The 26,361-nt window shown below is 42.3% G+C and carries 28 protein-coding genes; 16 read left to right on the forward strand and 12 right to left on the reverse strand.

Annotation, left to right across the window (positions count from 1 at the left end; genetic code table 11):
• Positions 1-24: 24 nt before the first annotated feature.
• A complete protein-coding gene (locus J3P37_RS10060) occupies positions 25-558 on the forward strand; it encodes a C40 family peptidase (RefSeq protein ID WP_256010979.1) in 534 nt (177 codons plus the stop codon).
• Between the two features lie 52 nt (positions 559-610).
• On the opposite strand, the gene J3P37_RS10065 is transcribed toward J3P37_RS10060, so the two are convergent.
• From J3P37_RS10065 to rsfS, 3 genes are all read right to left on the reverse strand, one after another.
• The gene (locus tag J3P37_RS10065) at positions 611-1,249 is read right to left on the reverse strand and encodes a LutC/YkgG family protein (RefSeq protein ID WP_256010980.1); all 639 of its coding nucleotides are present in this window, start codon (positions 1,247-1,249) and stop codon (positions 611-613) included.
• 94 nt (positions 1,250-1,343) lie between these two features.
• A complete protein-coding gene (ftsH, locus tag J3P37_RS10070; RefSeq protein ID WP_256010981.1) occupies positions 1,344-3,434 on the reverse strand; it encodes an ATP-dependent zinc metalloprotease FtsH in 2,091 nt (696 codons plus the stop codon).
• A gap of 35 nt (positions 3,435-3,469) precedes the next feature.
• Positions 3,470-3,844, reverse strand: a complete 375-nt coding sequence (gene rsfS, locus J3P37_RS10075; RefSeq protein ID WP_256010982.1) for a ribosome silencing factor — start codon at positions 3,842-3,844, stop codon at positions 3,470-3,472.
• 43 nt (positions 3,845-3,887) lie between these two features.
• Here rsfS and J3P37_RS10080 point away from each other — a divergent pair, with 43 nt between their 5' ends.
• The 4 genes from J3P37_RS10080 to lpcA are packed head-to-tail and all read left to right on the forward strand — an operon-like array spanning position 3,888 to position 8,328.
• Positions 3,888-4,655, forward strand: coding sequence for a biotin--[acetyl-CoA-carboxylase] ligase (locus J3P37_RS10080; RefSeq protein WP_256010983.1), 768 nt, complete (start codon positions 3,888-3,890; stop codon positions 4,653-4,655).
• A gap of 4 nt (positions 4,656-4,659) precedes the next feature.
• Positions 4,660-6,729 carry a protein-disulfide reductase DsbD family protein gene (locus J3P37_RS10085; RefSeq protein ID WP_256010984.1) on the forward strand — a complete coding sequence of 690 codons (2,070 nt, stop codon included), beginning with the start codon at positions 4,660-4,662 and terminating at the stop codon, positions 6,727-6,729.
• A complete protein-coding gene (pfkA, locus tag J3P37_RS10090; RefSeq protein WP_256010985.1) occupies positions 6,729-7,703 on the forward strand; it encodes a 6-phosphofructokinase in 975 nt (324 codons plus the stop codon). Before J3P37_RS10085 ends, pfkA begins: the two co-directional genes overlap by 1 nt.
• Before the next feature lie 58 nt (positions 7,704-7,761).
• Positions 7,762-8,328 (forward strand): D-sedoheptulose 7-phosphate isomerase, encoded by a 567-nt coding sequence (gene lpcA / locus J3P37_RS10095; RefSeq protein WP_256010986.1) that lies wholly within the window; start codon positions 7,762-7,764, stop codon positions 8,326-8,328.
• Here the strand turns inward: lpcA and J3P37_RS10100 are convergent.
• On the reverse strand, positions 8,282-9,679 hold the full coding sequence (locus tag J3P37_RS10100) for a PAS domain S-box protein (protein WP_256010987.1): 1,398 nt from the start codon (positions 9,677-9,679) through the stop codon (positions 8,282-8,284). The genes lpcA and J3P37_RS10100 overlap by 47 nt on opposite strands.
• A 188-nt stretch (positions 9,680-9,867) precedes the next feature.
• Here J3P37_RS10100 and J3P37_RS10105 point away from each other — a divergent pair, with 188 nt between their 5' ends.
• From J3P37_RS10105 to rplS, 4 genes are all read left to right on the forward strand, one after another.
• Positions 9,868-10,398, forward strand: coding sequence for a 30S ribosomal protein S16 (locus J3P37_RS10105; RefSeq protein ID WP_256010988.1), 531 nt, complete (start codon positions 9,868-9,870; stop codon positions 10,396-10,398).
• A gap of 64 nt (positions 10,399-10,462) precedes the next feature.
• Positions 10,463-10,990: a ribosome maturation factor RimM gene (rimM, locus tag J3P37_RS10110; protein WP_256010989.1), complete on the forward strand. Its 528-nt coding sequence runs from the start codon at positions 10,463-10,465 to the stop codon at positions 10,988-10,990.
• Between the two features lie 8 nt (positions 10,991-10,998).
• On the forward strand, positions 10,999-11,673 hold the full coding sequence (trmD, locus tag J3P37_RS10115) for a tRNA (guanosine(37)-N1)-methyltransferase TrmD (RefSeq protein ID WP_256010990.1): 675 nt from the start codon (positions 10,999-11,001) through the stop codon (positions 11,671-11,673).
• A 130-nt stretch (positions 11,674-11,803) separates the two neighbouring features.
• The gene (rplS, locus tag J3P37_RS10120; protein WP_305121148.1) at positions 11,804-12,151 is read left to right on the forward strand and encodes a 50S ribosomal protein L19; all 348 of its coding nucleotides are present in this window, start codon (positions 11,804-11,806) and stop codon (positions 12,149-12,151) included.
• 185 nt (positions 12,152-12,336) lie between these two features.
• On the opposite strand, the gene J3P37_RS10125 is transcribed toward rplS, so the two are convergent.
• Genes J3P37_RS10125 through J3P37_RS10140 form a run of 4 tightly spaced genes read right to left on the reverse strand, consistent with a single transcriptional unit; the run spans position 12,337 to position 15,969 of the window.
• Positions 12,337-12,531: a hypothetical protein gene (locus J3P37_RS10125; RefSeq protein ID WP_256010991.1), complete on the reverse strand. Its 195-nt coding sequence runs from the start codon at positions 12,529-12,531 to the stop codon at positions 12,337-12,339.
• A 56-nt stretch (positions 12,532-12,587) separates the two neighbouring features.
• Positions 12,588-13,253 carry a phosphatidylserine decarboxylase family protein gene (locus J3P37_RS10130; RefSeq protein ID WP_256010992.1) on the reverse strand — a complete coding sequence of 222 codons (666 nt, stop codon included), beginning with the start codon at positions 13,251-13,253 and terminating at the stop codon, positions 12,588-12,590.
• 35 nt (positions 13,254-13,288) lie between these two features.
• Positions 13,289-13,840 (reverse strand): hypoxanthine phosphoribosyltransferase, encoded by a 552-nt coding sequence (gene hpt, locus J3P37_RS10135; RefSeq protein WP_256010993.1) that lies wholly within the window; start codon positions 13,838-13,840, stop codon positions 13,289-13,291.
• 26 nt (positions 13,841-13,866) lie between these two features.
• The gene (locus J3P37_RS10140) at positions 13,867-15,969 is read right to left on the reverse strand and encodes a transglycosylase domain-containing protein (RefSeq protein WP_256010994.1); all 2,103 of its coding nucleotides are present in this window, start codon (positions 15,967-15,969) and stop codon (positions 13,867-13,869) included.
• 285 nt (positions 15,970-16,254) lie between these two features.
• Here J3P37_RS10140 and J3P37_RS10145 point away from each other — a divergent pair, with 285 nt between their 5' ends.
• The 3 genes from J3P37_RS10145 (at position 16,255) to J3P37_RS10155 (ending at position 18,409) form a co-directional block, all read left to right on the forward strand.
• Entirely contained in the window at positions 16,255-17,334 is a 1,080-nt protein-coding gene (locus J3P37_RS10145) for an Mrp/NBP35 family ATP-binding protein (protein ID WP_256010995.1), read from the forward strand.
• 30 nt (positions 17,335-17,364) lie between these two features.
• Positions 17,365-17,643: a NifU family protein gene (locus tag J3P37_RS10150; RefSeq protein ID WP_256010996.1), complete on the forward strand. Its 279-nt coding sequence runs from the start codon at positions 17,365-17,367 to the stop codon at positions 17,641-17,643.
• Between the two features lie 127 nt (positions 17,644-17,770).
• Positions 17,771-18,409, forward strand: a complete 639-nt coding sequence (locus J3P37_RS10155) for a peptidase associated/transthyretin-like domain-containing protein (RefSeq protein WP_256010997.1) — start codon at positions 17,771-17,773, stop codon at positions 18,407-18,409.
• Between the two features lie 239 nt (positions 18,410-18,648).
• Here the strand turns inward: J3P37_RS10155 and def are convergent, their stop codons facing one another.
• The 4 genes from def to J3P37_RS10175 form a co-directional block, all read right to left on the reverse strand.
• The gene (gene def, locus J3P37_RS10160; RefSeq protein ID WP_256010998.1) at positions 18,649-19,212 is read right to left on the reverse strand and encodes a peptide deformylase; all 564 of its coding nucleotides are present in this window, start codon (positions 19,210-19,212) and stop codon (positions 18,649-18,651) included.
• A gap of 42 nt (positions 19,213-19,254) precedes the next feature.
• The gene (locus tag J3P37_RS10165; RefSeq protein WP_256010999.1) at positions 19,255-20,484 is read right to left on the reverse strand and encodes a M16 family metallopeptidase; all 1,230 of its coding nucleotides are present in this window, start codon (positions 20,482-20,484) and stop codon (positions 19,255-19,257) included.
• A gap of 30 nt (positions 20,485-20,514) precedes the next feature.
• Entirely contained in the window at positions 20,515-21,153 is a 639-nt protein-coding gene (gene msrA / locus J3P37_RS10170) for a peptide-methionine (S)-S-oxide reductase MsrA (RefSeq protein ID WP_256011000.1), read from the reverse strand.
• Between the two features lie 97 nt (positions 21,154-21,250).
• Positions 21,251-22,789, reverse strand: coding sequence for a YifB family Mg chelatase-like AAA ATPase (locus tag J3P37_RS10175; RefSeq protein ID WP_256011001.1), 1,539 nt, complete (start codon positions 22,787-22,789; stop codon positions 21,251-21,253).
• A gap of 164 nt (positions 22,790-22,953) precedes the next feature.
• Between J3P37_RS10175 and J3P37_RS10180 the strand changes: the two genes are divergently transcribed.
• Genes J3P37_RS10180 through J3P37_RS10195 form a run of 4 tightly spaced genes read left to right on the forward strand, consistent with a single transcriptional unit; the run spans position 22,954 to position 26,079 of the window.
• A complete protein-coding gene (locus J3P37_RS10180) occupies positions 22,954-23,739 on the forward strand; it encodes an SDR family oxidoreductase (protein WP_256011002.1) in 786 nt (261 codons plus the stop codon).
• Between the two features lie 7 nt (positions 23,740-23,746).
• Positions 23,747-24,727: an alpha/beta fold hydrolase gene (locus J3P37_RS10185; RefSeq protein WP_256011003.1), complete on the forward strand. Its 981-nt coding sequence runs from the start codon at positions 23,747-23,749 to the stop codon at positions 24,725-24,727.
• 2 nt (positions 24,728-24,729) lie between these two features.
• Positions 24,730-25,404, forward strand: a complete 675-nt coding sequence (locus J3P37_RS10190) for a rhomboid family intramembrane serine protease (protein WP_256011004.1) — start codon at positions 24,730-24,732, stop codon at positions 25,402-25,404.
• A 30-nt stretch (positions 25,405-25,434) separates the two neighbouring features.
• The gene (locus J3P37_RS10195; protein ID WP_256011005.1) at positions 25,435-26,079 is read left to right on the forward strand and encodes an HD domain-containing protein; all 645 of its coding nucleotides are present in this window, start codon (positions 25,435-25,437) and stop codon (positions 26,077-26,079) included.
• Positions 26,080-26,361: the final 282 nt, after the last annotated feature.

The raw sequence follows: 26,361 nt of genomic DNA on the forward strand, positions 1-26,361 counted from the left end.
TTTTTAATTGTAAACGAGTTTAGAATGGGTAAAAAAATGCTAGTAGCCTTGCTACTAATTTTAAGTGTTGTGTCATCCCAGGCACAAAATGAAAAAAAGACAACCGCAGATCCTGATAATCTGGCTAAAGACTACTTTTCGCAGATCATGGGAGTTGCAGTTTCCGCTACATCAAATGTTAAGCTTTATCAGTTTGTATACGATTGGTTAGGAACTCCATACCGCCTTGGTGGTGATACTGAGAGAGGAATTGACTGTTCAGGATTTGCATACCAGTTATATGATAAAGTATTTAATACAGTTATCGGAAATAATTCAAGAAATATCTTCAGCATGGTGAATCCTGTGAATAAGGAGGAGTTAAAAGAAGGTGATCTGGTTTTTTTCAAGATCAATAGCCGTGCAATTTCCCACGTTGGGGTTTATTTGGGTAATGATAAGTTTGCTCACGCGTCAAGTAGCAGAGGTGTGATGATAAGCAATCTTAACGAGGCATACTGGAAGCGTTACTACTATAAAGGCGGAAGACTGATCGAGTCGATTAGAGAAAAGCTATAAATCAGATATTAACAAAAGAGAATGAGTAATTAAGCCGCCTAGCGGCTTTTTTTTATCCTTCTAGTAGAAATACAATCAGTTCTTTAGGTCCATGCGCCCCAAGAACCAGGGTTTTCTCAATGTCGGCCGTCCGGCTTGGTCCGGTAATACACGACAACAAACTTGGAATTTTGTTTCCATATTTCTGCTTAACCCTATTCAGGCCGTCTTTCAGTTCCAGCACCAGTTGGGATGTATAAGCAACAACGATATGGTGATGGGGATAGATGCTCAGTCGGCGACCACCAGCATTCCCATTCGATATAAGTACACTGCCATTTCTCGCAATTAAAGATTCACAGAGAGTGATGCCAACTTCTGCCTGCAGGAAGTCTGTATCTGTACTGTAAAAAGGAAATTCATAATTTGAAAGCGTTTTCTGGAGTTGTGGTTCCCAGCAGTAAATACGGCGCCAGCTTTTTTCGTCGGCAAGAAGCAATAAGTTCTCAATAAACTGGATTTCATCTTCGCAGAAAATGAATTTTCCAGCTACCAAGCTCAACTGTTCGGCAAATAATATTTCGAGGAAATCATCGTAGGGCTCATATAATGGAGCCTCCTCCAGATTTGGATACGGATTGTCATGCTTTTCAAGTAAAGCTTTCCGTATTTTCTTCAGCATTTTTTCTTTAGAAGTAGTAGTATCTTTCATGCCCCTGCCGCTTTGTCTCGCAAAAGTCGCTTATCCTAATTTTAGTTAAAAGAAAAAGCCCCGGAAAATCCAGGGCTGTATGTTTATTTTCCGGTTATATGTCTTTCGATTCCGAGCTCTTTAATGGCTCAGTAGAATCACCAACTGGTTCTGGATGTAGGTTCTCTGCGACTGGTCGTTGGTTGCCGCTATCATCACCGTTTACAAACTCATCGTATGTAGTGCGGTGGCTAAAAGGCCTTTTTCCAAGAATTTCCTCAAGATCACTCTGGAACAGGATCTCCTTTTCAAGAAGTTTTTGAGCCAGATTCTCTAAGCCACTAGCTTTATCAGTAAGCAGCTGCTTGGTTCTGGTGTAAACCGAATCAATCAGCTTACGTACTTCTTCGTCGATCATCTCGGCAGTTTTCTCTGAATACGGCCGGTTAAACTGGTCTTGCTGATCATTAAAGGAGATATTCCCAACCCTGTCATTCATGCCGTAAAGAGTGATCATGGCGTAAGAAAGCTTGGTTATTCGCTCAAGGTCGTTCTGCGCACCTGTAGAGATCTTTCCAAATGTAAGGTCTTCGGCAACCCGTCCACCCATGGTCATACACATACCATCGATCAATTGCTCTGTTGTATACAGGAATTGTTCTTTTGGAAGATACTGGGCATATCCTAAAGCCGCTACACCACGCGGAACAATAGACACTTTTACCAAAGGATCAGCGTGCTCAAGGAACCAGCCCGCAATAGCATGTCCCGCTTCGTGGTAAGCAACGATCCGTTTTTCCTCGGGTGATATGATTTTGTTCTTTTTCTCCAGACCACCGATTACGCGATCAATCGCGTCCTGGAAGTCGTGCATATCCACTGCTGCCTTATCCTTACGTGCAGCAATAAGGGCAGCTTCGTTACAAACATTCGCAATTTCAGCACCAGCAAATCCGGGAGTTTGCGCTGACAGTTTTTTCGGGTCAACTTCCTCCGACAGCTTTATTGGAGCGAGGTGAACTTTAAATATTTGCTCGCGGCCAACTAAATCCGGTTTATCAATAGAAATTTGTCTGTCGAACCGTCCTGGGCGTAGAAGAGCCGAGTCTAGAACGTCAGGCCGGTTTGTAGCCGCCATAATGATAATGCCTGAATCGGTACCAAAACCGTCCATTTCAACAAGTAATTGATTTAGCGTGTTCTCTCGCTCGTCATTTCCTCCAACAATGTTGTTTTTTCCACGGGCTCGGCCAATTGCATCAATCTCATCAATGAAGATAATACAAGGAGCTTTGTCTTTTGCCTGACGGAACAGATCACGAACCCTTGATGCACCCACCCCTACAAACATCTCTACGAAGTCTGAGCCCGACAAGGAGAAGAATGGTACTTGAGCTTCACCAGCAACGGCTTTTGCAAGTAATGTTTTACCAGTACCCGGCGAACCAACCAGCAATGCACCTTTCGGGATCTTTCCACCCAGATTGGTATATTTCTGAGGGTTTTTAAGGAAATCCACTATTTCCATCACCTCAAGTTTGGCTTCTTCAAGACCAGCCACATCGTTAAAAGTTACGCTTACCTGCGATTCTTTATCAAATAAAGTAGCTTTTGATTTTCCAATGTTGAATATCTGGCCGCCAGCGCCACCACCAGCACCACCGCCCATTCTGCGCATAATAAATACCCAGAATCCTATAAGCAGTAATACCGGAAGTATGATTGACATAAACCAGCTTGCCCAGAAGTTTTCGCGTGATTCAATGCTAACAGGGGTTCGTTGCTCTAAAGGAAGATCTTTTTCAGCCTCCCTCAGTTTAGCCTGAAGTGCATCAAATGAACCATCAGTGAAAAAGTATTGCGGGCTGTTACCCGACATATTAAAATTATCTTCCTTGTTTACATCGTTATATTTAGGCTGAGTAAGCCTGTCCTTTTTAATGTAAACTTCTGCCATCACAAGATCATTATTCTTGTATGCTATAATTTTTTCAACGTCCCTTGCTCGCAGCATCTTGCTTTCGAATTCCTGGTAGTTGATCTTTTTAGCACTTGATCCGTTAAAAAAGTATTGAACGGCAAATAGTCCGATTATAATTGCAGCGTAAAGCCACATAATATTGAACTTCGGCGGCTTTGGTACAATCTTTTTAGCCGGGCGCTTTTTTATTGTCTTTTTAAAACTCTCGGTTTTTTTCTCTTTCATTTCTTAAAATTAATCCAGTGTGTGACTTACAGAGATCAGGCGCTTTTGTAAGATTTCATCTCTGCATCACCCCACAATTCCTCAATCCCATAAAACTGGCGTTTTTCTGTCTTAAATATATGCACAATAGTGTCAACGTAATCTAATAATACCCACTCACCGTATTCCAGCCCTTCTACACGAACCGGAAGCTGGTTTGATGCTTTGAAAACCTCTTCTTCTACGCTTGATGCAATTGCCCTAACCTGCGTGGATGACTCGGCGTGGCATATTACAAAGTAGTCGGCAATAGAGCTATGTATATTTCTTAAATCTAATCGTACAATTTCGTTTCCTTTTTTCTCCTGGATCCCGTGGATAACGAGTTCAGAAATAAAGGTTGATTCATTAATTGCTTTACTTTTTACCATTAAAAAAACTAGTTTTGGATGAATTTAGTAAATCTCCATTCTTTTGCAAAATAACACTTTTTCATCATTAATTGTTGGACAAAAAATAGTCACCCTTAGGCAGGTAGATTCCACCAATAATTATTTAAAGTTACAATTGGCAAAATGCGAGCCATTGCCTGAAGGTACTGTTATATTGGCAGAAGACCAGTATGCCGGACGTGGCCAGGTGAGAAATGTCTGGCATAGTCAACCAGGCAAAAACCTGACATTTAGCATACTTCTCTATCCTGTCTTCATAAAACCTGATTTTCAATTCAACTTAAATATTGCCGTTAGTTTAGCTATTAACGATGTATTGCGGTCGATTGTTGGCCCATCGGCAAAAATAAAATGGCCGAACGACATTTTTTATGAAGACAAGAAGCTTGGTGGAGTTTTGATTGAAAATAGTTTGCAGGGAAGTCAATTGAAAAGCTCGGTTATAGGGGTCGGTATAAACGTAAATCAGACAAGCTTTCCGGAAAGTGTGAAAAATGTAAGTTCCCTCAGAGAAATCTTACATCAGGATTATGATTTAAATGTATTGCTTCAGCAACTTTGTAAGGCAATAGAGCGACGTTATTGTGAGTTAAAAGAAAATCCCGGTACCCATTTAACAGAGTATCTTGGCGCCTTATACAGGTTCGGGGAGGATCATCCATTTATCATTGACGGCAAGCCCGAGGTAGCGAGAATTGTGGGGGTAAATGAAAGAGGATTTTTAAAACTTGATATAAACGGATCTTTGCGTTCATTTAATTTAAAGGAGGTGTCGTTTGTTATTCGCTGAATACATGAGAAAGATTTGCTTTTGCGTAACGTTAATTATACTTAATTTCTGTGCGCTGGCACAGATCTCCGAGCCTGTTAAATGGTCGTTTGCAGCGAAGGAGCTTGGTAATGGTCAAGTCGATCTGTTATTGACTGCCGTTATTGAGCCCGGTTGGCATGTGTACTCTCAATTTATTGACGAGGGGGGACCTATACCCACCTCTTTCAAGTTTACACCTTCAAAAGACTATGTACTTGTTGGTAAGACCGCTGAGTCCCCAAAGGCGGTAAGTGCCTTTGATAAGGCTTTTAATATGGAGATAGCATGGCATGAAAAAAAGGTTGTCTTCAAACAGAGGATCAAATTAAGTACTGTCAGCACTGTGGTTAGCGGGACGCTTGAGTTTATGGTGTGTGATGACAGCAGATGCCTGCCCCCTGAGGAGGTTAGCTTCAAAATACCAGTAAAGATAGAAGCTGGAGCTACTGCCAAAACATCAGGCTCCCTACCCAATACTATTAAGGAGCCGGAGCAAAAGCAGGCAACAGCAGATACCCCATTGAGCGAGGCAGTGAAAGCTTCTCCGGCAGATACTCTTGTTCCTGCATACGCCAAAGGGTTTGAATCTGATAGGGTAGAACTGAGCATGCCAGCGGCATCAAAAGCGAAAGACAATACCCTGCTTGGCATATTCCTCGCGGGATTTGCAGGCGGATTGCTCGCTTTTTTTATGCCTTGTATATATCCGATGATCCCTCTTACTGTTTCTTTCTTTACAAAGCGTTCGGGCTCGCGGCAAAAGGGAATCAGAAGTGCTGTCATTTATGGATTATCGATCGTTATTGTATACGTATTTTTAGGAGTAGTGGTCACTGCAGTATTTGGCGCCTCAGCGCTTAATGACCTGGCAAGCAGCGCGTTTTTTAATTTGTTTTTCTTTGTGGTGATCGTACTGTTTGCTCTGTCATTTCTTGGAGCATTTGAAATAACCTTGCCAGCTTCGCTTGTGAACAAGGCCGATGAGAAATCCAACCAGGGTGGTTTGATGGGTTTGTTCTTTATGGCGTTTACTCTTGCATTAGTGTCGTTCTCATGCACAGGTCCGATAATTGGTTATTTACTGGTCGAAACGGTATCGAATGGCGTCACATTAGGACCTGCAGTAGGAATGCTCGGATTTTCCATTGCCCTGGCTATTCCTTTTACCCTTTTCGCTATTTTCCCATCCTGGCTTAAGGAATTGCCTAAATCTGGAGGATGGATGAATTCAGTAAAGGTTTCCCTGGGCTTCCTTGAACTTGCACTAGCGTTCAAATTTCTGTCTAACGTTGACCTAGCTTATCATTGGGGCATATTAAACAGGGATGTATTCCTGGTAATATGGATTGTTATATTTGGAATATGGGCAATGTATCTTTTGGGTAAGATTCGCTTGTCCCACGATTCGCCAATAGAATTTATATCCCTTACCCGCCTCTTCTTCGCGATGGTAGTGCTCGGCTTTGCCATTTACATTGTGCCTGGTCTATGGGGCGCACCACTCAAAGCGCTTAGTGGATGGCTGCCTCCTCCCGGCACTCAGGAATTTAATTTGCACTCAGGAAGGACAGATCATGCCCTGACTCCTAAAAAGTACCAGGGTCTTTTTGAAGCACCGCACGGGCTGGACGTATTTTATGATTATGAAGAAGGCTTAAACTTTGCTTCTAAACAAAATAAGCCTGTTTTACTGGATTTTACAGGCCATAGCTGTGCTAATTGCCGCAGGATGGAGCAAGGGGTATGGTCAGATCCGGAAGTATTAAAAATATTGAAAAATGATTATGTTTTAATATCATTGTATGTTGATGACAGGACGGAACTGCCGCAAAATGAAAAATTAACTTCTGAATCTGGAAAAGAAATTAAAACTTTGGGGCAAAAGTGGAGCGATTTGCAAACACGTAAGTTTAAAACAAACTCGCAGCCATATTATGTAATCGTCAACACTGCAGGAGAGACTTTGGTACCTCCTCGGGCCTTTGACTTAGATATAGATAATTATATAGAATTTTTGAATAGCGGCAAAGCTGCGTTTTCAACAAAAAAATAATGAGCGAAATAAAAACTATCGGCGTTTTAACTTCAGGGGGCGACGCTCCCGGAATGAATGCAGCGATACGTGCTGTGGTACGTACAGGGCTGTTTCATAATTTAGAAGTAAAAGGTATTATGAGGGGTTATGAAGGTTTAATTGGCAACGAAATTATTCCAATGAACCGGAAATCAGTTGCCAACATTATACAGCGGGGAGGTACTATATTAAAAACTACTCGAAGTGAAGCCTTCAGAACTATTGAGGGAAGAAAGACCGCATTTGAGAACCTGCAAAAGAATAAGATTGATGCGCTGGTTGTAATAGGAGGGGAAGGTACTTTTACAGGAGCAAATGTTTTCCTTCAGGAGCATGGCATACCTGTGTTAGGATTGCCAGGTACAATCGACAATGATCTTATCGGAACAGATTTCACTATAGGCTATGACACAGCCATCAATAATGTTATCAACGCCGTAGACAGGATAAGAGACACCGCAGAGTCGCACGACCGTGTGTTTATTATAGAGGTTATGGGGCGCGACTCGGGCCTGATAGCGTTACGTTCGGGTATAGGTGTTGGTGCAGAAGCAATCCTTATTCCTGAATCAGAAACGGAAATCGAAGTGTTATTCCGACGCCTGGAGGAAGGCCGTCGCGACAAGTCGTCAAGGATTATTATGGTAGCCGAAGGAAGGCATGCAGGCGGTTTTGAAGTGGCTGAGAAATTGAAAGAACGTTTTCCGAAATTCGATATACGTTTGTCGATCCTTGGGCACATACAACGCGGAGGTAGTCCTACCTGTATGGATAGGGTGCTGGCCAGCCGTCTGGGTGTTGCCGCGGTCGAAGGGTTGATCAGTGGTCATAAAGGTGAAATGGTAGGTGTAGTGAGTAGCAATATCCACTTTACGCCATTCCAGAATGCTATCAAACATATCAATGAAATCAACCCTAATTTGTTGAGAATAGTTGACATTCTCTCTTTGTAATTGTAAATGATATTACAAAAACAGGGTCTGCATTCATTGCAATCCGGTTTATTTTAATATGGAATCTATCCAACAACATTTTCTTGAAGCACAGCAGGTGCTGAACGCTTTCATCAGTGATGAAAGGAACATTATTAATATAGAATCTGCCGGCAGGTTGCTGGTTGAAGCTATAAAGGCGGGGAAAAAAATCATTTCCTGTGGCAATGGAGGTTCAATGTGCGACGCTATGCATTTTGCTGAAGAACTCTCTGGCAGATACAGAAACGACAGGGTAGCATTGCCGGCAATCTCCATATCCGATCCATCGCATCTCTCTTGCGTGGGAAATGACTACGGTTATGCTTTTGTCTTTTCCAGGATGGTTGAAGCCATAGGTCAGGCCGGTGACGTGCTTCTTGCCATCAGTACCAGCGGGAATTCAGAGAATGTCCTGAATGCAATTGAGGCTGCTAAAAGCAAAGGATTAAAAGTTATAGGGCTTACCGGTAAGGACGGAGGTAAAATGGCATCACTGTGTGATGTAGAAATAAGAGCTCCAAAAACTAATTATGCAGACCGTGCCCAGGAGATCCATATCAAAGTGGTTCATTCTCTGATCGATTTTGTCGAACGGAATATCTGAGTTGATTCTCCTGTTGAAGGGCGTAGGTTTTGTCCACAAGTTTGTGAATAAGGTCGTCTAATTGCCTGCTCGTGTTTTGCATGAGCGTTATGATTTCGGCATTGAAAGGATCAGCATAGTTTTGTGTATTAAATACTTCTGATAAACCAAGCAGCGATGCTATTGGCCCCCTTATTTCATGCGATGCTATGGATATAAGTTCCAGCAGGCTTTGGTTATGGTTCATGATTTTTTTCTGTGTCTCAAGGCGCTCTTCGATATTACTCGAAATGCAGGCGACACCAACCACCTCCTGATTGTTGAATATCGGAGAAAGTTTAGTTTCAGAAAAGTAAGGATCATTTCCCGGAAGCTTTATCTGGTCAATAAATTGAACTACCTCGCCTGTTAAAGCCCGATCATAATATTTGCGCCATAGTTGTTTCGCTTCCGGAGCAAATTCAGGCATAAATATTGAATCGCCTATTTCAAGATCGCGGCCTAGCCCTTTACGTATGATGTCCCTGAACGAATTGTTCGCCGATAAGACATTGTAATGTCCGTCGATTGACCAGATGTGATCTTTGATATTGTTAATCAGTGCGTCCAGGTTTTCTTTGGCCAGTGTAATTAGCTGCTGATTTTTTATTTGTTCAGTGATGTCATGTGCCATCACTAATTCAGCATTTCTTCCCTGATGTTTAATGCCGTGTCCTGAAATGTTTACGTATATAAGCTCTCCATTCTTTTTCAGATGCCTCCAGGTACGACCCGAATCGTAGAATTGCGATTTAACCTTTTTTACGCTGTTTATTAAGGAAGGGATGTCTTCTTCAGGCCTGATGTCGGCGATGGTCATTGATAAAAACTCTTCTCTCGAATAGCCGTATTTTGTGATTGCAGCATTGTTTACTGCTAGAAACTTCAAAGTTTCGCAATCGTACGTCCACAAAGGATTCGGGTTGTTTATGAACAGGTATCTGAATGTTCGTTCTGTATCCAAGAGGATTGTTTCATCGGTTTTTCTCTTAGTTATATCTGAAAGAATTCCCGTGATCACCACATTGCCCTCTTCATCTGTCGCCGCCACTTTTTTATCTGAGATCCAGCGCACCTCTCCATTAACTAGTATGCGGTATTCAATTTCAATACTTTCGCCATTGAAGGCTTTTTCTGTTTGTTCAATTACATAAGAGTAATCCAATGGGTGAATATATTTTCTCCAGAATTTAGGGTCCTCCTCTATGGCGGCAATGCTGATGTCATATATATCAGCCAGCCGCTGATTTAAATAAATGAATTTTTTTTGAGACAAATTGTACAACCAGATAGCATCATTTATTGCGGATAGAAGGCTTGAAAGGGTTTGCATCAACAGAAGTTTGGACAAAAATAAGCGTTATTCTACAATTTCATTACCCAAATAGAAATTGTTGCAGGAGTGTCTCGGTTTAGTATAAAGAGGTGTTTATCATTTTTTTAATTAAAAATATTGACTTATCTTTGCGGCCCCGCAGGTGACTCCGGGAACTATGTTGAATACATAATTTAAAAGCAAAAATGGCAACTAAAATCAGATTGCAAAGACACGGTAAAAAAGGAAAACCTTTTTACTACGTAGTGGTGGCGGATTCCCGTGCTCCAAGAGATGGAAAATTCATTGAGCGTTTAGGTTCTTACAATCCAAACACTAATCCGGCGACTATTGAAATTAACTTCGAGAAAGCTTTATCATGGATTAACAATGGTGCACAGCCTACTGATACAGCTCGTGCTATCCTTTCTTATAAAGGTGTTCTTTACAAAAAGCACCTGGAAGGTGGTGTAAAGAAAGGCGCATTAACCGCTGAACAAGCAGAAGCAAAATTCAACGAATGGCTTCAAGGTAAAGACGAAAAGATCCAGGGTAAAAAACAAGGTCTGGTTCAGACAAAAGAAGAAGCTAAAAAAGCTGCTTTAGCTGCTGAAGCTAAAAAGAAAGAGGAAAGAGCTGCTGCAATTGCTGCTAAAAATACTCCTCCTGCAGAAGAAGAAGAAGCTCCTGTTGCAGAAGAAGGTTCTGAAGAGCCAGCTGCTGAAGGTGCAGAATAATCTGTTAGCTGAAATGACTATGCGCCATTGCGATATTTCGTAATGGCGTTTTTTATTAAAAAATATGAAGATTGAAGATAGTTTTTATATCGGCTACATAACCAAAACAAAAGGTCTAAAAGGGGAGGTCCAGATATTTTTTGAGTTTCCCGACTATGAAGATCTTGAATTCGATGTGGTATTCGTGGAGCTAAGCGGCAAGTTGATCCCTTATTTTGTTTCGGCCTCAAAGATTCAGAGTAATAGTACGGGTAATTTTTATTTTGAAGATATTGATACGATAGAAAAAGCTGAAAAACTGGTCCGAAAAAAACTATATCTGCCAAATGCTAAAATGCCCGAGCGTCAGGATGATGAATTTTATTATACGGATCTGAAAGGCTTTATCGTGAAAGATGAGCATTATGGTGAGCTTGGCGAAATTATAGAGGTACATGAGTACCCTCAGCAATTCATTGCTGTGGTTCCTTATAAATTTCGTGAAGTAATGTTTCCACTGAACGAAAACATCATCCTTAATATTGATGAGGACAACGGTATTCTGGAGGTATCACTGCCGGAAGGATTGATAGATATTTATATTAACGAATAAGCCCGAAGATGAGATTTGATATAATTACCGTGCTTCCTGGCCTGCTCGAAAGTCCTTTTGCTCATTCTATCCTGCAAAGGGCGCAAAAGAAGGGATTGACCGAAATCGTAGTTCATAATCTCAGGGACTACGCTTCGAATAAACACAAAAGTGTTGACGATTACCCTTACGGAGGGGGGAGCGGCATGGTGATGTCTATTGAGCCTTTTGCACGGTGCATAGAAGCGCTTAAGGCTGAACGTGATTATGACGAGGTGATTTTCATGACGCCCGACGGGGAGACACTAAATCAAAGCATCGCTAATCATCTTTCCGGTAAGGGTAATATCATAATCCTTTGCGGGCATTATAAGGGTATTGATCAACGTGTCAGGGATATATATGTCACTCGTGAGATCTCGATAGGTGACTATGTACTTTCTGGGGGAGAATTACCTGCAGCCATACTGGTCGACTCAATTGTACGTCTTATTCCAGGTGTGCTTTCGGACGAAACTTCGGCACTTTCTGATTCCTTCCAGGGTGAGTTGCTGGATGCCCCAGTCTATACACGGCCGGCCGACTGGCGTGGCCATAAAGTGCCTGACGTGTTACTCAGCGGCCATCAGGCAAAGATAGATGAATGGCGCGATAGTGAGGCCTTGGAACGTACCAGGCAGCGTCGGCCAGACTTATTGAAGTAAAAAACTGTAGAAATGTGGAATTCCGGCATATTGTGGAAAAAATAAAAATATCCTTTTTATTGTAAGAAAAAATTCCTAATATTGCAGTCCGATTTTTACGGGTTAAAAATCATATTAAGAGCTTAAAATCATGGATTTAGTAAAATTTGTTGAAGAGCAGGCGGTTGCGAAAAAAGAGGTTCCTGCATTCAAATCTGGCGATACAATCAGCGTTCATTATAAAATTCGCGAAGGAAATAAAGAGCGTGTTCAGATTTATCAGGGAGTTGTTATTCAGCGTAACGGTGTTGGAGCTACAGAAACTTTTACTGTGCGCAAAATGTCTAACGGTGTAGGTGTTGAACGTATATTCCCTATAAATTCTCCAAACATTGAGAAAATAGAAGTGAACAGCCGTGGTAAAGTTCGTAGAGCTAAATTATTCTACTTACGTGCTTTAACTGGTAAAGCTGCTCGTATTAAATCTAAAAGAGTTTAATTACAGCTTCTCTTCAAAGCATATAAGCCTTCCTGGTTTCAGGAGGGCTTTTTTTGTGATCGCGTGTGCCTGTAATTCTTTCCTTCTCTTGTTAATGGTTCTTGCCAACCCATTTAAAAACTGAAGATAGCTTCGAACAAAAAAAGCTGCCTGGTAAAAGCAGCTTTATAGTTTCTTAAGTACCATCAGCCTTTCTTCTGTGTCGCCGGCTTAGCTTGCAAAAGCGCTTTTGCTTTGCTGGTAGGAGAACAGCAGCTACCTCCGGTCTTTTTGCATTCTTCCTTCTTTTCTGTGCTTTGTGCTTTTTTCGCTGGTTTGGTCTGAGCAGTAGCTGTCATTCCCGCGACTGCAAGCAGTAAAACAAATGCTATTCTTTTCATCTAAATATCTGTTTTGTTAATGAAGCATGAGCTTAATCGCACATGAATTCAAATTCTTACTTATTTTTAAAGTCCGCCAGAACTGTAATTCCGCCTTTTACAACGTCTCCCAAGTTAACCTTAATATCCGTTCCCAAAGGTAAGAACACGTCAACCCGTGATCCGAACTTAATAAAACCAAATTGATCCCCCTGTTTAACTTCCTGGCCTTCCTTTACATACCATACAATCCGTCTAGCCAGAGCTCCCGCAATCTGCCGGAAAAGAACTGGTATACCCTGATTAGTTTCAACCACCGTTGTAGTGCGTTCGTTGTCTGTTGATGATTTCGGATCCCAGGCAACCAGGTACTTTCCAGGATGGTACTTAAAAAATTTAACAATTCCTGACACCGGATTCCGGTTTACGTGAACATTCACCGGAGACATAAAAATAGAAACCTGGATGCGTTTATCTTTGAAATATTCCGCTTCTATTGTTTCTTCGATTACTACTACCTTTCCATCCGCAGGGCATAACACATGCAGGTCATCAGTATTTAGCTTGCGGTTCGGACTTCTGAAAAACTGTAAAACGATTATGAAAAGGGCGAAGGATAAAATGTAAATGGTCCACAACAACCAGCTGATGTCTGCAAAGTAGTAGTTGGCAAAGGCATTAACAATAAAGATAAATAGGGCAGTAAGAGCAAGCGAGGTATATCCCTCTTTATGGATCGTCATTGATTTCAGTTTTTTGCAAAGATGCTAAATTAACATTAAGTTTCTGAGGGAACGTTGCATACTCTGTAAATATCTTTCAGGTTTCTGCCAAGCCCCTTATAGTCCAGGCCGTATCCCACCACAAATTCATTAGGTATTTCGAAGCCCACGTAACTGATATCGTCAATTTCATGAGTTATTGCCGATGGTTTATATAGCAGGGTACATACTTTTACAGAGGCTGGCTCCTGCTTCTTTACTGTTTCCAGGATATAGTTGAGCGTTAAGCCGGTATCCACAATATCTTCCACTAAGATTATGTCGCGATCTTTAAGATCCACGTCAAGGCCGATCACTTCCTTTACCTTACCAGTGCTGGATTCTCCCTCATAAGATGCTACTCTGATAAAGGCGACTTCACAAGATATATCAATCTCCTTCAAAAGATCAGCCATGAAAAGAAAACTTCCATTCAGAACCCCAATAAATAGGGGCACCTTATTTTCATATTCCAGGTTAAGCTGAATGCCCAGTAGACGGGTGCGTTTCTTGATCTGGTCGTATTCCAGCATCAATTGGAATTCCTTATCCTCGATTTCAACTTTCATAATTTTAGTATTGGCCTTCAATTATTTTATCCGCCGCTTTCCCGAAGTAATTTTTCTTTTCGCCTCTGCTCCCTTCGTTCTCTGCGTAGGTCTGCGGGGCTTTTAACGGAGTCTTTAATACCTTTCAGCTTGTTAACCTGGCTTACATGTACGGTATCCGGTTTCTTTTTCCCAAACAATCTTGTGAAAAAGTTTCCTGCCTCTTCGCCTTCTATGATCACAGGTTCTTCCTCACCCTCCATTAGGGAATCTATAGCAGTGGTATCCACCGGTGTTCCGCGACGCAAGCTTTCTTTCAGTCTTACCGAATAAAAACCATAAGCACTGGTATCCCTCGCAGTAAATCCTCTCTGAGCCATTAAACCACCTATGAGTTTAAAGTATCCCCTCATGCTCGTTCTCAGGCTCCCATCCCCTTCAAAAAAATATAGACCTTTTTTGGGCCGGGGAACTATATTCGCCAGGAATATACTTTCTCCTAACGTTAGATCTGATGGATGTTTCGCAAAATAATGTCTTGCTGCTTCACCGATACCATATACATTGGGCCCCCATTCGATCAGATTCAAATATACCTCAAACATACGCTGCTTGGAAGACACATTGTTATTTTCAATAAGCCATACGATAAGGATTTCCTCGATCTTGCGGGCCATTGTTTTCTGGCGGTTTAGAAACACATTTTTTACTAATTGCATAGAAATAGTGCTGCCGCCTCTTTTGAAAGCTTTTTCTTTAAAGTTTGTGGCTATAGAACGTGTAAAGGCCTTTTCTACAAAGCCGCGGTGCGAAAAAAATGAAGGATCTTCAGCTGTTAATACTGCATTTCGGAGATAAGGCGAAATTTGGTTTAAGGGGACATAATCAGGGTTTCCCGGACCAATGGTAATATCCCGCATTGGTTTGCCATATTCATAGGGTGTATAAACAAACGTATTATTGATTTTTTCCAGATTCGTTTTCCCCCATTTCAGGATGCCGAAATCGGTCTTTTTTAATGATGAATTGAAACGCACACTATCAGGTCTTTTAGAATCAAGGTAGAAATCCATCGAGTATTGCAGTTGTCCCGCAACTTGTATGCCTTCAAGCGATTCAAATAATCCCACAGGGAAGGAGTTAAACAGCTCCTGTGCATCCAGTTTCTCTGTCCTCAGTTTTAACTCATAGATCTTTGTAGGCGATAGTGTGTATTTGATATAGGGATTGGCCTTCACATTGTTAAGATAGATCACCGAAGAACTGTCGAGACCCACATAATTTTCACCGATCATAAAGTTGGCATCGATGGCTCCTGATGGTACTATGATATTGTTAGCTGCTATCTTCGGATGATTAAGTAGCAAGTTTTTCACAGCGCAATAGGTGTAAATTTTAAAGCTGTCACCGCTTCTTTTCGCCTCTTTTAGGGAAGTGTAAAGCGTGTCAAAATTCAATTTTAAACCTAGCTTTTTTTCAATGACTGGCAATTCGACTTTTTTTCCGCTGGCATAAAGTTTAAAATCCAGTTGTCTCTCATCAGGATCTACCTTACCGTCAATATGCCAGTTAGATTCGAGGTTATTGATAAGAATATTCGATTTCAGAGCACCGTCTTCAATAGTGGCTGAAGTGGTATACAGCTTTAGCTGATCGTCGTCATGTCTTATATGGACTTCAAAATTGTTCAGGGACATATTCTCCGGAATTTTATCCAGAGCCTGGTTGAGCAATTTATTCGCCAATTCGGCCAGATCCGCCCGGGTACTTTTCTGAGTACTGTCTTTTTCTTTTTTTCTAAACAGAAAGTCGTAGTTGCGGACACTATCCCGTTTAACCAGGTTTATCTTTCCTTCTTTGATTTGGATGTTAGCAATTTTCAGGTCGCCGGAAAGCAATGGCAAAAGTTGGATCCCAACGTGCAGATCGTTTATATACAATAGGCTGTCCCGGTTTTCCGGTACAATAGAGATATCTGAAAAGGCAACCGAACGTAAGCCCTCAAATCTGGGGTTGTTGATAGTAAGGTTCAGTTGATAGCTGTTCCGGGCTTTCCTAACGGCTTTTTCGATCACAGTTTTCAAGATTGCTTCGCGCTTTGAAAAAGCTATCAGCCCTGCGATAAGGGCTAGAACGAGTAATGCAATCACAGTAATGCCAGCAATTTTTAAGTATTTAGGTGGGATGCGCATTTAATAGAATAAGTTATCAGCTCTTTAGAGTTTAAAAACGTTCAAAACGGGTTTTTTATTTCCGCCCCGTAAATATCAATAAAATCACTATCCAAACAAGAAGATTGTCTGGCAGTTTGATAAAATTGATCTGTACTTTAAAATTTGTATGATAGGTTTTCAAATAGAATCTTTTTTAAATGTTATTTGTGTGAAATTCCCCGAAAAAAAAATATCTAAGTTTGCAGCGAGAAACGTTTTTAAATGATAACCAAAGAACAAGTCCTGAATGCATTGCGGCATGTAGAAGAACCCGATCTTAAGAAAGATCTGGTGACTCTTAATATGATCGAAGATATAGAGATTGAGGGTGATAACGTAAAATTTTCAGTGGTGTTGACCACTCCTGCATGTCCTTTGAAAGAACTGATTGCTAACGCCTGCCGTAATGCTATTTCGCATTTTATAGGTGCTCATGTAGTTACGGAAATCATTATGACCTCAAGGGTTACTACTCAAAAGAACCAGCCCTTACCGAATATACGTAACATCATCGTGGTTGCATCCGGCAAGGGAGGAGTTGGGAAATCTACGGTATCAGCCAACCTGGCATTAGGTTTAGCTCGTAAAGGAGCCCGGGTCGGTTTAATTGATGCCGATATATATGGACCTTCTATTCCGATGATGTTTGGTGTAGAAGGAGCTAAGCCAATGGCTATACAAACACCCGAAGGTAAAACCCGTATTGAGCCGATAGAAAAGTATGGCATTAAACTATTGTCGATCGGCTTTTTTACAGATCCCGGACAACCTATTCCGTGGCGCGGACCGATGGCTTCGAATGCTATAAAACAATTGTTCAACGATGCTGATTGGGGTGAGCTGGATTATCTGGTAGTAGATCTACCTCCCGGCACAGGAGATATCCATATAACGCTTACGCAAAGCTACCCGGTTGCAGGCGCGGTAATTGTAACTACACCTCAGAATGTTGCTTTAGCTGACGCAAAAAAGGGTATTGGAATGTTTTTAATGGAATCGATTAATGTGCCTTTGCTTGGTGTGGTAGAAAACATGTCATATTTCACTCCAGCTGAGCTGCCGGATAACAAGTATTACATCTTTGGGAAAGGCGGTGGTCAGATGCTTGCAGAACAGTTTAATGCCACTTTTTTAGGTGAAATACCTTTGGTGCAAAGTATAAGTGATGCGGGTGACGCTGGCGAGCCCGTTATTTTGGATAGTGGTAATCCTATGTCTGCGGCATTTTTAGAAGTAGCAGAGCGCGTAGCGCAGCAAGTGTCTATTCAGAATGCCAAAAATGTGCAGGTTGGGGTTTCCTAGAATTTTAGTAATTTTATAAAAATTTTTTATATGGATTTGTTGCAAAGAGTGGAAGGCGCTTTAGATACTATCAGACCTTATCTGGAAGCAGACGGGGGAAATGTTTCAGTTGAAGAGATTACTGCAGAAAACATAGTAAAATTGCGTTTGCTTGGCGCTTGTGGTTCATGTCCCATGAGTATCATGACCATGAAAGCCGGAATTGAACAGGCAATTAAAAGAGCTGTACCCGAAATAGAGGGAATCGAAGCGGTTAATTTAACTGATATGGATGATCCCAACGCAGTGCTGCCCCAAAATCTTCAATAAGCTAAATGTTTATAATAATGAAAGCGATGGCGTTGAATGGCATCGCTTTTTTTGTGTTGAAGGAAGAATTAGGCCATTTAACAGAATTTAACAACACTCTAGCACAATTTTTGGTAGGTTTACATTGATGATGAAGCATTTATTGATCATAGCGGCTTTAGTTTTGACTTTCGGTTTTGTAAAGAGCCAGGAGAAGCCTCTTGTGCAGTTTTCTGGTGTAATCTATAATATCGATTCAAACGTCGTAGTTCCCTATGTGTCGGTCACAAACAAATCCGACAGAAATAAGACCGTTTCAGCAAATTATCAGGGCTATTTTTCCTTCGTTGCCCACGAAGGCGACACTATCGTATTCAGTGCCATAGGTTACCGCCGTGAAGCTTTAGTAATTCCCCGTAATCTGGCGGATAAAAAATACACCGTTATCATGAAGATGAAAGCGGAAGTGATTAATCTTCCCGTGGTAAGAGTTTACCCATGGGCAAGTTTAGACGAGTTTAACCGGGAATTTATGGCAATGAAGTTTGCTGACGATGATCTGGAAATAGCACGTAAAAACGTAGAGAGAAGTTCACTCATGGCTATCGCTAAGAACCTGCCTCGTGATGCAGGGGAAATGAACACCATGAATTTTCAGAACAATCATATCAATTTAACGAGCCGCACATTTAACCAGAGAATGGCTAACCCTTTGTTAAATCCTTTCGCATGGGCTGCTTTCATTCAGCAGATACAGCAGGGTGATAAAAGCAGGTCAGGAAATTAATTGTAGCGCACGCGCAATGTCGTTATTTAAGCTTTTGTCTGTCCTTGGGAGTTCCGGAGGAGTTCTAAGGATTCAGAAATAAAAAGGAGTGTCCGACTCAGTTAAAGCGCTATACAAAACGCCTAGCGAGTCAGAGACTCTTTTATGGGATAGTCCTTAGTCCCTGGCGCGCTTAAGCCCCTGCTACAGACTAAGGACAGCGCCGAGATCGATAGCTCCTTTGGACAACGGGCCGGTCGTTAACGCTTTTTGTTTGCGTTAGGGAATTTCATTTTGTATCCTACCTTAATAGCTCCTCTCGAAATAGCATCCAGGCGGCTTTTAATCATAGCCCTTTTCAAAGGTCCAAGCTTGTCAGTAAATAACTTACCCTCGATGTGGTCATATTCGTGCTGAATAACCCTGGCAGCCATGCCCGTGAACATTTCTTCATGATGCGTAAGGTTCTCATCATAATAGGATAGGAAGACATTCTCCTTCCTTTTGATGTCTTCCCGTATATCGGGAATACTTAAGCAACCCTCGTTAAAATCCCAAAGCTCTCCTGTTTCCTCTATAATGGTCGGATTGATAAACACTTTTTTAAAATCCTGATATTCGGGTTCATCCCTGTCTGTAATATCAACAATGAACAGGCGTACGGAAAGGCCTATTTGCGGAGCGGCGAGGCCCACCCCGCTGGCATTATACATAGTATCGAACATGTTGGCAATCAGTTCCTGAAGGTTAGGATAATCCTTAGGGATTTCTGTCGCCACCTTCTTCAAAACCGGATCGCCATATGCTACAATTGGTAATTTCATTATACAAAATTATAAACTTAAACTGAATTAGTGCACAGCAGATCAATCTGCAGGTTCAAATAATAGTGAGCTCAGCCTGGAGGTGTCAAAAACTTCGTTTGCAATCTCGAGGATTTGTTCAGTACTCACAGCATTGATCTTCCTGAATATTTCGTCAAGGCTGTCGGCTTTGCCATGATCAATATAGCTTTTGGTCATGGCAATTAGTACGCTCAGGCGATTTTCTTCTCCTAAGGCAATCTGACCGGTGAACTTTTGCTTTGCCCGGTGTAAAGCTGTTTCACTCAACTTGTTCTCCCGAAGCTTTTTCAACTCTTTATGTACCAGCGAAAGCGCTTTTTTTGCTTTTTCAGCATCGGTTCCGAAATAGACAGAAAACAAGCCGGTATCACTAAAGGCTGTATAATTAGATTCGATGGTATAGGCAATGCCATATTTTTCCCTAATCTCCAGATTAAGCTTTGAGCTCATGCCGTTGCCTCCCAGCAAGTTGTTTAGTAATGACAAGCCAGTCTTATGGTGATGATGAATAGAGTAGGCATGGTTGCCGATGACACAATGGGTTTGAGCTATTGCCTGCGATTGTTTTTTAGTCTTTGCCTGGTAGCTCTGCACAGCCCTTCTGTCCATGGCGCCCTTGTTATGTGGGATATCAGCAAATATCTTCGTAAATAAATTGCAGAGCTTTTTATAATCGTAATTTCCAAGAACCCCTACAATGATTTCCTCCGTATTATAATTTGACTTCAGGAAACCAAAGATGTCGCTCTTTGTTAATTCGGTCACAGTTTCAGGAGTTCCCAGAATATTTCTTCCCAGTTCATGGCCCTCAAAGATGAGGTCTTCAAAGTCGTCTTGTATAGCTTCTTCAGGTTGATCCTGGTAGGAAGAGATTTCATCAAGGATCACTCCCTTTTCCTTTTCCATTTCATCTTCAGGAAATGTAGAATGAAAAACCAGGTCTTCAAATAAATTGAGAGCCCTTTCAATATAAGGGTTTAATACGGAAGCATGTATGCAGGTGTACTCCTTGGTAGTGTAGGCATTCAGATCGCCGCCAACAGATTCCAGGTAATTGAGGATCTGGCTGGTATTTCTTCTCTCTGTTTTTTTAAACAGCAAATGTTCTATAAAATGTGCCAGTCCATCTTTCCCTTGCGGCTCGTCGCGGGAACCGGCATTGACAATAATGCATGCATGCGAAATAGAAGAAGTAGTAGCTTTATGTAAAAGCCTGATGCCATTTGGCAATGTAAAGATCTGGTAATCCATCAAGATAGCAAAGGTAACAATAAGCGCCTTTTATTGTTCTTTCAGCTTTAATTTACATTCCCTTTTGAACTTATCAAACCGGGGCATAGATACATTTTTTATATACGACTGGTTGGGATTCTCTTTTGCATAGTTTTGGTGGTACTCTTCAGCACGGTAAAATTTCGTTAGCGGTGCCACTTCCGTTACTATAGGATCTTTAAAGGCCGGAGTCCATTTCATCAATGCTTTCCGGATCAGCTCCTTTTCCTGGTCGTTGGAGTAAAAGATCGCTGAGCGGTAAGAAGAGCCATAGTCCGGTCCCTGCCTGTCTTTTGTTGTAGGGTCATGTGAAGTGAAGAAAGCATCCAAAAGCTTTTCATAACTTACCACATTCGGGTTATAATAAACAAGAACTGTTTCTGCATGCCCTGTGGTTTCTGTACAAACCTGCTCGTAGGTTGGGTTTTTAGTACGTCCGCCTGCATAACCCGAAACGGCAGAGTCAACGCCTGCAATTTCCTCAAAGATATGTTCTGAGCACCAGAAGCATCCTTCTGCAAATGCCGCAACAGCCTGGGGCCCCCCGGTACTGATCTTTACCTCTACAGATTTCTGCTGACCTGATAAATTACAGGCTACAGTAATGCAAATAATAAGAGTAGCCAGAAGTAATTTCAATTTATTCATGAAAAAGATGTTATCGCTGTTGTAATAATAACATAATAGATGCTACAGAAGTATCGTAGCTGCCGATTTTGACAGTACCATGTTTTAGGTCAGATAATTAACCCGCCCAGCCATCTCTGTCCAGGCTGCGGTAGTGAATGGCTTCGGCCAAATGCTCTATCTTAATTTCTTCCGATGCATCGAGATCAGCTATGGTTCTGGACACTTTAAGTATCCGGTCGTAAGCCCTTGCCGACAAGCCTAGCTTTTCCATTGCTTTCTTCAGCAAGGTTTGCCCTGCCTCTGTGATCCTGCAGATCTCCCTTACAGTTTTTGAGCTCATCTGTGCATTGCAATACACATCATTAAGAGCATTAAAGCGAGTTTTTTGAAGCTCTCTTGCCAGGATGACCCTTTGACGGATAACAGTACTGCTCTCCTCCGGTCTGTCGGATGAAAGTTCGCTGAACTGCACCGGGGTTACTTCTACATGCAGGTCTATACGATCCAGTAGGGGCCCTGACACCTTGTTTAGATACCTTTGTACTTCTCCCGGACCACAGGTGCAATCTTTTTCAGGATGGTTATAGAATCCGCAGGGACAGGGGTTCATGGATGCGATCAGCATAAAAGTAGCGGGATAATCGACGGTGATCTTTGCCCGGGAGATGGTTACCCGGCGTTCTTCTAAAGGCTGACGCATTACCTCCAGAACGCTTCTTTTGAATTCCGGAAGCTCATCCAAAAAAAGAACGCCATTATGAGCGAGCGAGATTTCTCCAGGCTGAGGAGTAGATCCTCCGCCTACTAAAGCGGCATCGCTGATGGTATGATGCGGTGACCTGAATGGGCGGGTGGTCATTAAGGAATCAGAGGCCAGAAGCTTTCCCGCAACAGAATGTATTTTGGTGGTTTCGAGTGCCTCATGCAAGTTCAACGGTGGTAATATAGTGGGAAGCCGCTTTGCAAGCATCGTTTTTCCTGCTCCCGGAGGACCGATCAGAATAACGTTATGCCCTCCTGCTGCGGCAATTTCCAGGGCCCTTTTAATGTTTTCCTGTCCCTTAACATCTGAGAAATTGCTTTCATAGTTGTCTATATTATTATAAAACTCCTCGCGCGTATCTACTACCGTTGCAGTAAGCTTACGCTTGCCATTAAAGAATTCAATGACTTCAAGCAAGCTATCCACGCCAAATACATCAACGTCTGCTACAATTGCGGCTTCTCGGGCATTAGCTTTGGGTAAAATAAGACCTTTGAAACCTTCCTTGCGGGCCTGCACCGCTATTGGTAGTGCTCCCTTTATGGCTAGAATATCACCGCTAAGGGATATCTCACCAAGGATCAGGTATTTGTCCAGGATATCACTTTGAAGCTGGCCCGACTCGGCCAGAATTCCTATAGCGATGGCAAGATCATACGACGAGCCTTCTTTATGTATATCCGCGGGCGCAAGATTAACTACAATTTTTTGCCTCGGCATATGGTAACCTGTAGTGCTCAAAGCACTTTCTACACGAAGCATGCTTTCGTTAATAGCTTTGTCAGGCAAACCGACGATAAAATATTTAGTACCGCTGCTGATGTGAACTTCTACCGTGATCGTAGTAGCCTCGATTCCGAAAACAGCACTTCCAAAAGTCTTAACAGGCATTCAAACAGGTTTTTTCGAAGATGAAGAAAAAGTTTAAACTTCCAAATGATTTCAGGCACATTATTATCCAGCCTGCACTTAAAACTTACGACCCAAAACTTACAACTTATTACCGAACTTAGCCGCAGTGAAAAACCCAATCACCATCAAAACGTTTAAACACTATGAATCTTGATTTGACTGGAAAAAGAGCGCTTGTTTGCGGAAGTACTCAGGGGATAGGCCGGGCTTCGGCCATGGAGCTGGCTTTGCTTGGTGCAAGCATCACCCTGGTAGCCCGCAATGAAGAAAAATTAAAAGAAACGATTAGCTCATTGCCTGCTGACGATACAGAGTCGCACCACTACATTGTGGCCGATTTTAGTCAGCCCGATCAGTTAAAAACTGCTGTTGAAAATTACCTTCAGGAGCACACTGTAGATATACTGGTAAATAATACCGGAGGTCCAAAGGGTGGACAGGCTATTGATGCCGGCCCAGAAGAATACAGCCAGGCTTTTTCTCAACACATTGTCTGCAACCAAATACTCGCGCAAGCGGTAGTTCCTTCAATGAAAGCTGCTGGCTGGGGCAGGATCATTAATATCATTTCAACCTCCGTAAAGGTACCTCTAAAAGGTTTAGGTGTATCTAATACTATAAGGGCTGCGGTAGCTAACTGGGCCAAAACACTGTCGGCTGAACTCGGAGAATTTGGTATTACGGTAAATAACGTACTTCCAAGCACCTCCATGACCGGCCGCTTAGCTTCCCTCATAAACAGCCGGGCAGAAAAAGAAGGCAAGACTCCTGAACAAATAGAACAGGAAATGCTCAAAGAAATCCCTGCCAGAAGAATAGGAACCGCAGAAGATGTTGCTGCGGCCGTTGCATTCCTGGCCTCGCCAGCTGCAAACTATATTAATGGCATTAATGTGCCCGTAGATGGCGGCAAAACACCAAGTCTATAATTCCATTATGATGAGAATCCTTTATACCCTGCTTTTATTGACCTGCTTTTCTCAAGTACAGGCACAAACGGATACCCTTTCCATTACGCTGGAGAACGTAAAATACCCATATCCGGTAAAATTCCTTGAGGTAAACGCCGAAGGTCAGGATCTGCGCATGGCTTATATGGATGTCCAGCCTCAAAACCCTAATGGCAGAACAGTGGTCCTTTTTCATGGGAAAAACTTCGCAGGGTACTATTGGAAAGAGGTGATTCAGGCCCTGAACCAGGGAGGATACAGGGTAGTTGTACCCGACCAGATTGGTTTTGGTAAATCATCCAAACCCTTTATTCATTACAGCTTCCATCTGCTCGCACGATTTAATAAACAACTTCTGGATAGTCTGAATATTACAAAGACTTCCATCCTGGGTCATTCCATGGGCGGCATGCTGGCCACCCGGTTCGCACTTCTCTATCCCGAGCGTACAGAAAAACTGCTGCTTGAAAATCCCATAGGTTTGGAAGATTACCGGGCATTTGTTCCGTACCGCTCCACCGAAGAGCAATATAAGACCGAATTAAAAACCTCGGCCGAAAGCGTTAAAAAGTATTATGAAAGTTCTTACTTCCCAGAATGGAAGCCAGCCTATAATTACCTGGTAGACGTTGCCGCAGGTGTAACCCAAAGCGCGGATTTCCCGCGCTACGCAAAAGTGGCCGCACTAACATTCACTATGATCTATGAACAGCCGGTGGTGCATGAGTTCTCAAACCTTAAAGTGCCGGTAGTACTGTTTAATGGAAGAGAAGACAAAACGATTGTAGGGAAGGGTTTGCTATCTAAGGAAGATCAGGCAAAATATGGCCAATATAAATTCCTGGGCAAGGAAACCGCCAAAAAAATAAAAGGAGCCAGATTAGTAGAGTTTGAAGGTGTAGGGCATATCCCACACATCCAAATTCCCAAAGAATTCGTAAGTTCACTCCTGGCAAATCTCAAATAAATATGCTTTTTCCGATAGGTGATGATCATGTTAAAGGGCAGTATAAGCCCGTATTTACCTACTTATTAATATTGATTAACTGCTATTTCTTCTGGCAGGAAATACAGCTAAGCGAAGAACAGTTGCAAACTTTGTTCTTTACTTACGGTGCTATTCCTACAGAAGTTATGCAGGGCAAACAGTTGCATACCCTGTTCACCAGTATGTTTTTGCATGGAGGCTGGATGCATCTGATCGGTAACATGCTCTTTTTGTGGATATTTGCTGATAATATTGAAGTCTCTATTGGAAATCTCCGCTTTTTAATCTTTTATTTAGCCGGGGGTGTGGTAGCAGCCGTGGTGCATTGTTTTGTTTTAAAAGGGAGTAATATCCCTTGTATCGGAGCATCAGGAGCCATAGCTGCGACATTAGGTGCTTACCTCGTGATGTTTCCTTCATCCAAGATCAAAGTATTTTTCTTTTTCTTCTTTTTCAGGATCTCTGCTTTTGTGTTTCTGGGCTTGTGGATCGCGCAGCAATTGGTTGACGGCTGGGCATCTTTGGGATTAAGAACATCGGATACCTCGGGCATAGGCTATTGGGCGCATATCGGAGGCTTTGGTTACGGTTTGGTGCGGGGATTTAACTTTCGTGCCAGGAAGAAACACGGCAAGGAAAGCTATAAGTATTTTTAGACCAGGCCGACAAATTGTTTCCTTTGCACAATGAACAGCATCCAGCAAACTGAAGCTTTTGTCAGAAGATCTTTGGAAGGTGCCGAAGGAGGGCACGATTGGTGGCACATTTACCGGGTATGGCGAACGGCTAAGACGATTGCTACGCAGGAGAAAGTAGATCTGGAGGTTGTGGAGCTTGCCGCATTATTACACGACATTGCCGACTCAAAGTTTCATAACGGCGACGAAGAAATTGGTCCGCGCATTGCCGGAGAGTTTTTAGAAAGTATTGAGCTTGATAGGAGCAAGATTTTCCATGTGCAACAGATCATACGATACATGTCTTATAAGGCTAGTCTGGGGGATGTGCAATTCACATCAAAAGAGCTTGACGTCGTACAGGATGCGGACCGGCTGGATGCTATCGGTGCCATTGGAATTGCCAGGGCATTCAGTTATGGCGGATTTAAGCAGCGGGAGTTTTATAACCCTTCAATTCCACCGAGGCTCGGTATGAGCAAAGAAGAATATAAAAGCAGCACGGCTCCCACCATTAACCATTTTTACGAAAAGCTCCTGCTTTTAAAGGACAAGATGAATACTGTCACGGGTAAGGAATTAGCCCAACAGCGTCATCAATTTATTGAACAATACCTGCAGCAGTTCTATGCTGAGTGGGAAGGCCGGGCTTAGCCGGAAATACCGCTTATTTCTTGGAGTCCATGATCTACTGCTGATCTGAATATGACGAGCCCCCGTCAGGGCCGGAGCCACCCCAACTTACCCCCAACTTATGTATGTCTCAATTTTAAATCAGGGCTGTGTGCCGGATGAGTCCGCGTTTCTGGTAGTGAAACCCGGACTCGGTACTGATTAAACAATGATAACTATGTGAGACATACATATTTCGTTTAGGAGTTGGGGGTCTGAGGGGGGCTCTTTGGTCAGGATTTTTTTTTATCAAATATGATCTGC

It is taken from the genome of Desertivirga xinjiangensis, assembly GCF_024436435.1.
Taxonomy (GTDB): domain Bacteria; phylum Bacteroidota; class Bacteroidia; order Sphingobacteriales; family Sphingobacteriaceae; genus Desertivirga; species Desertivirga xinjiangensis.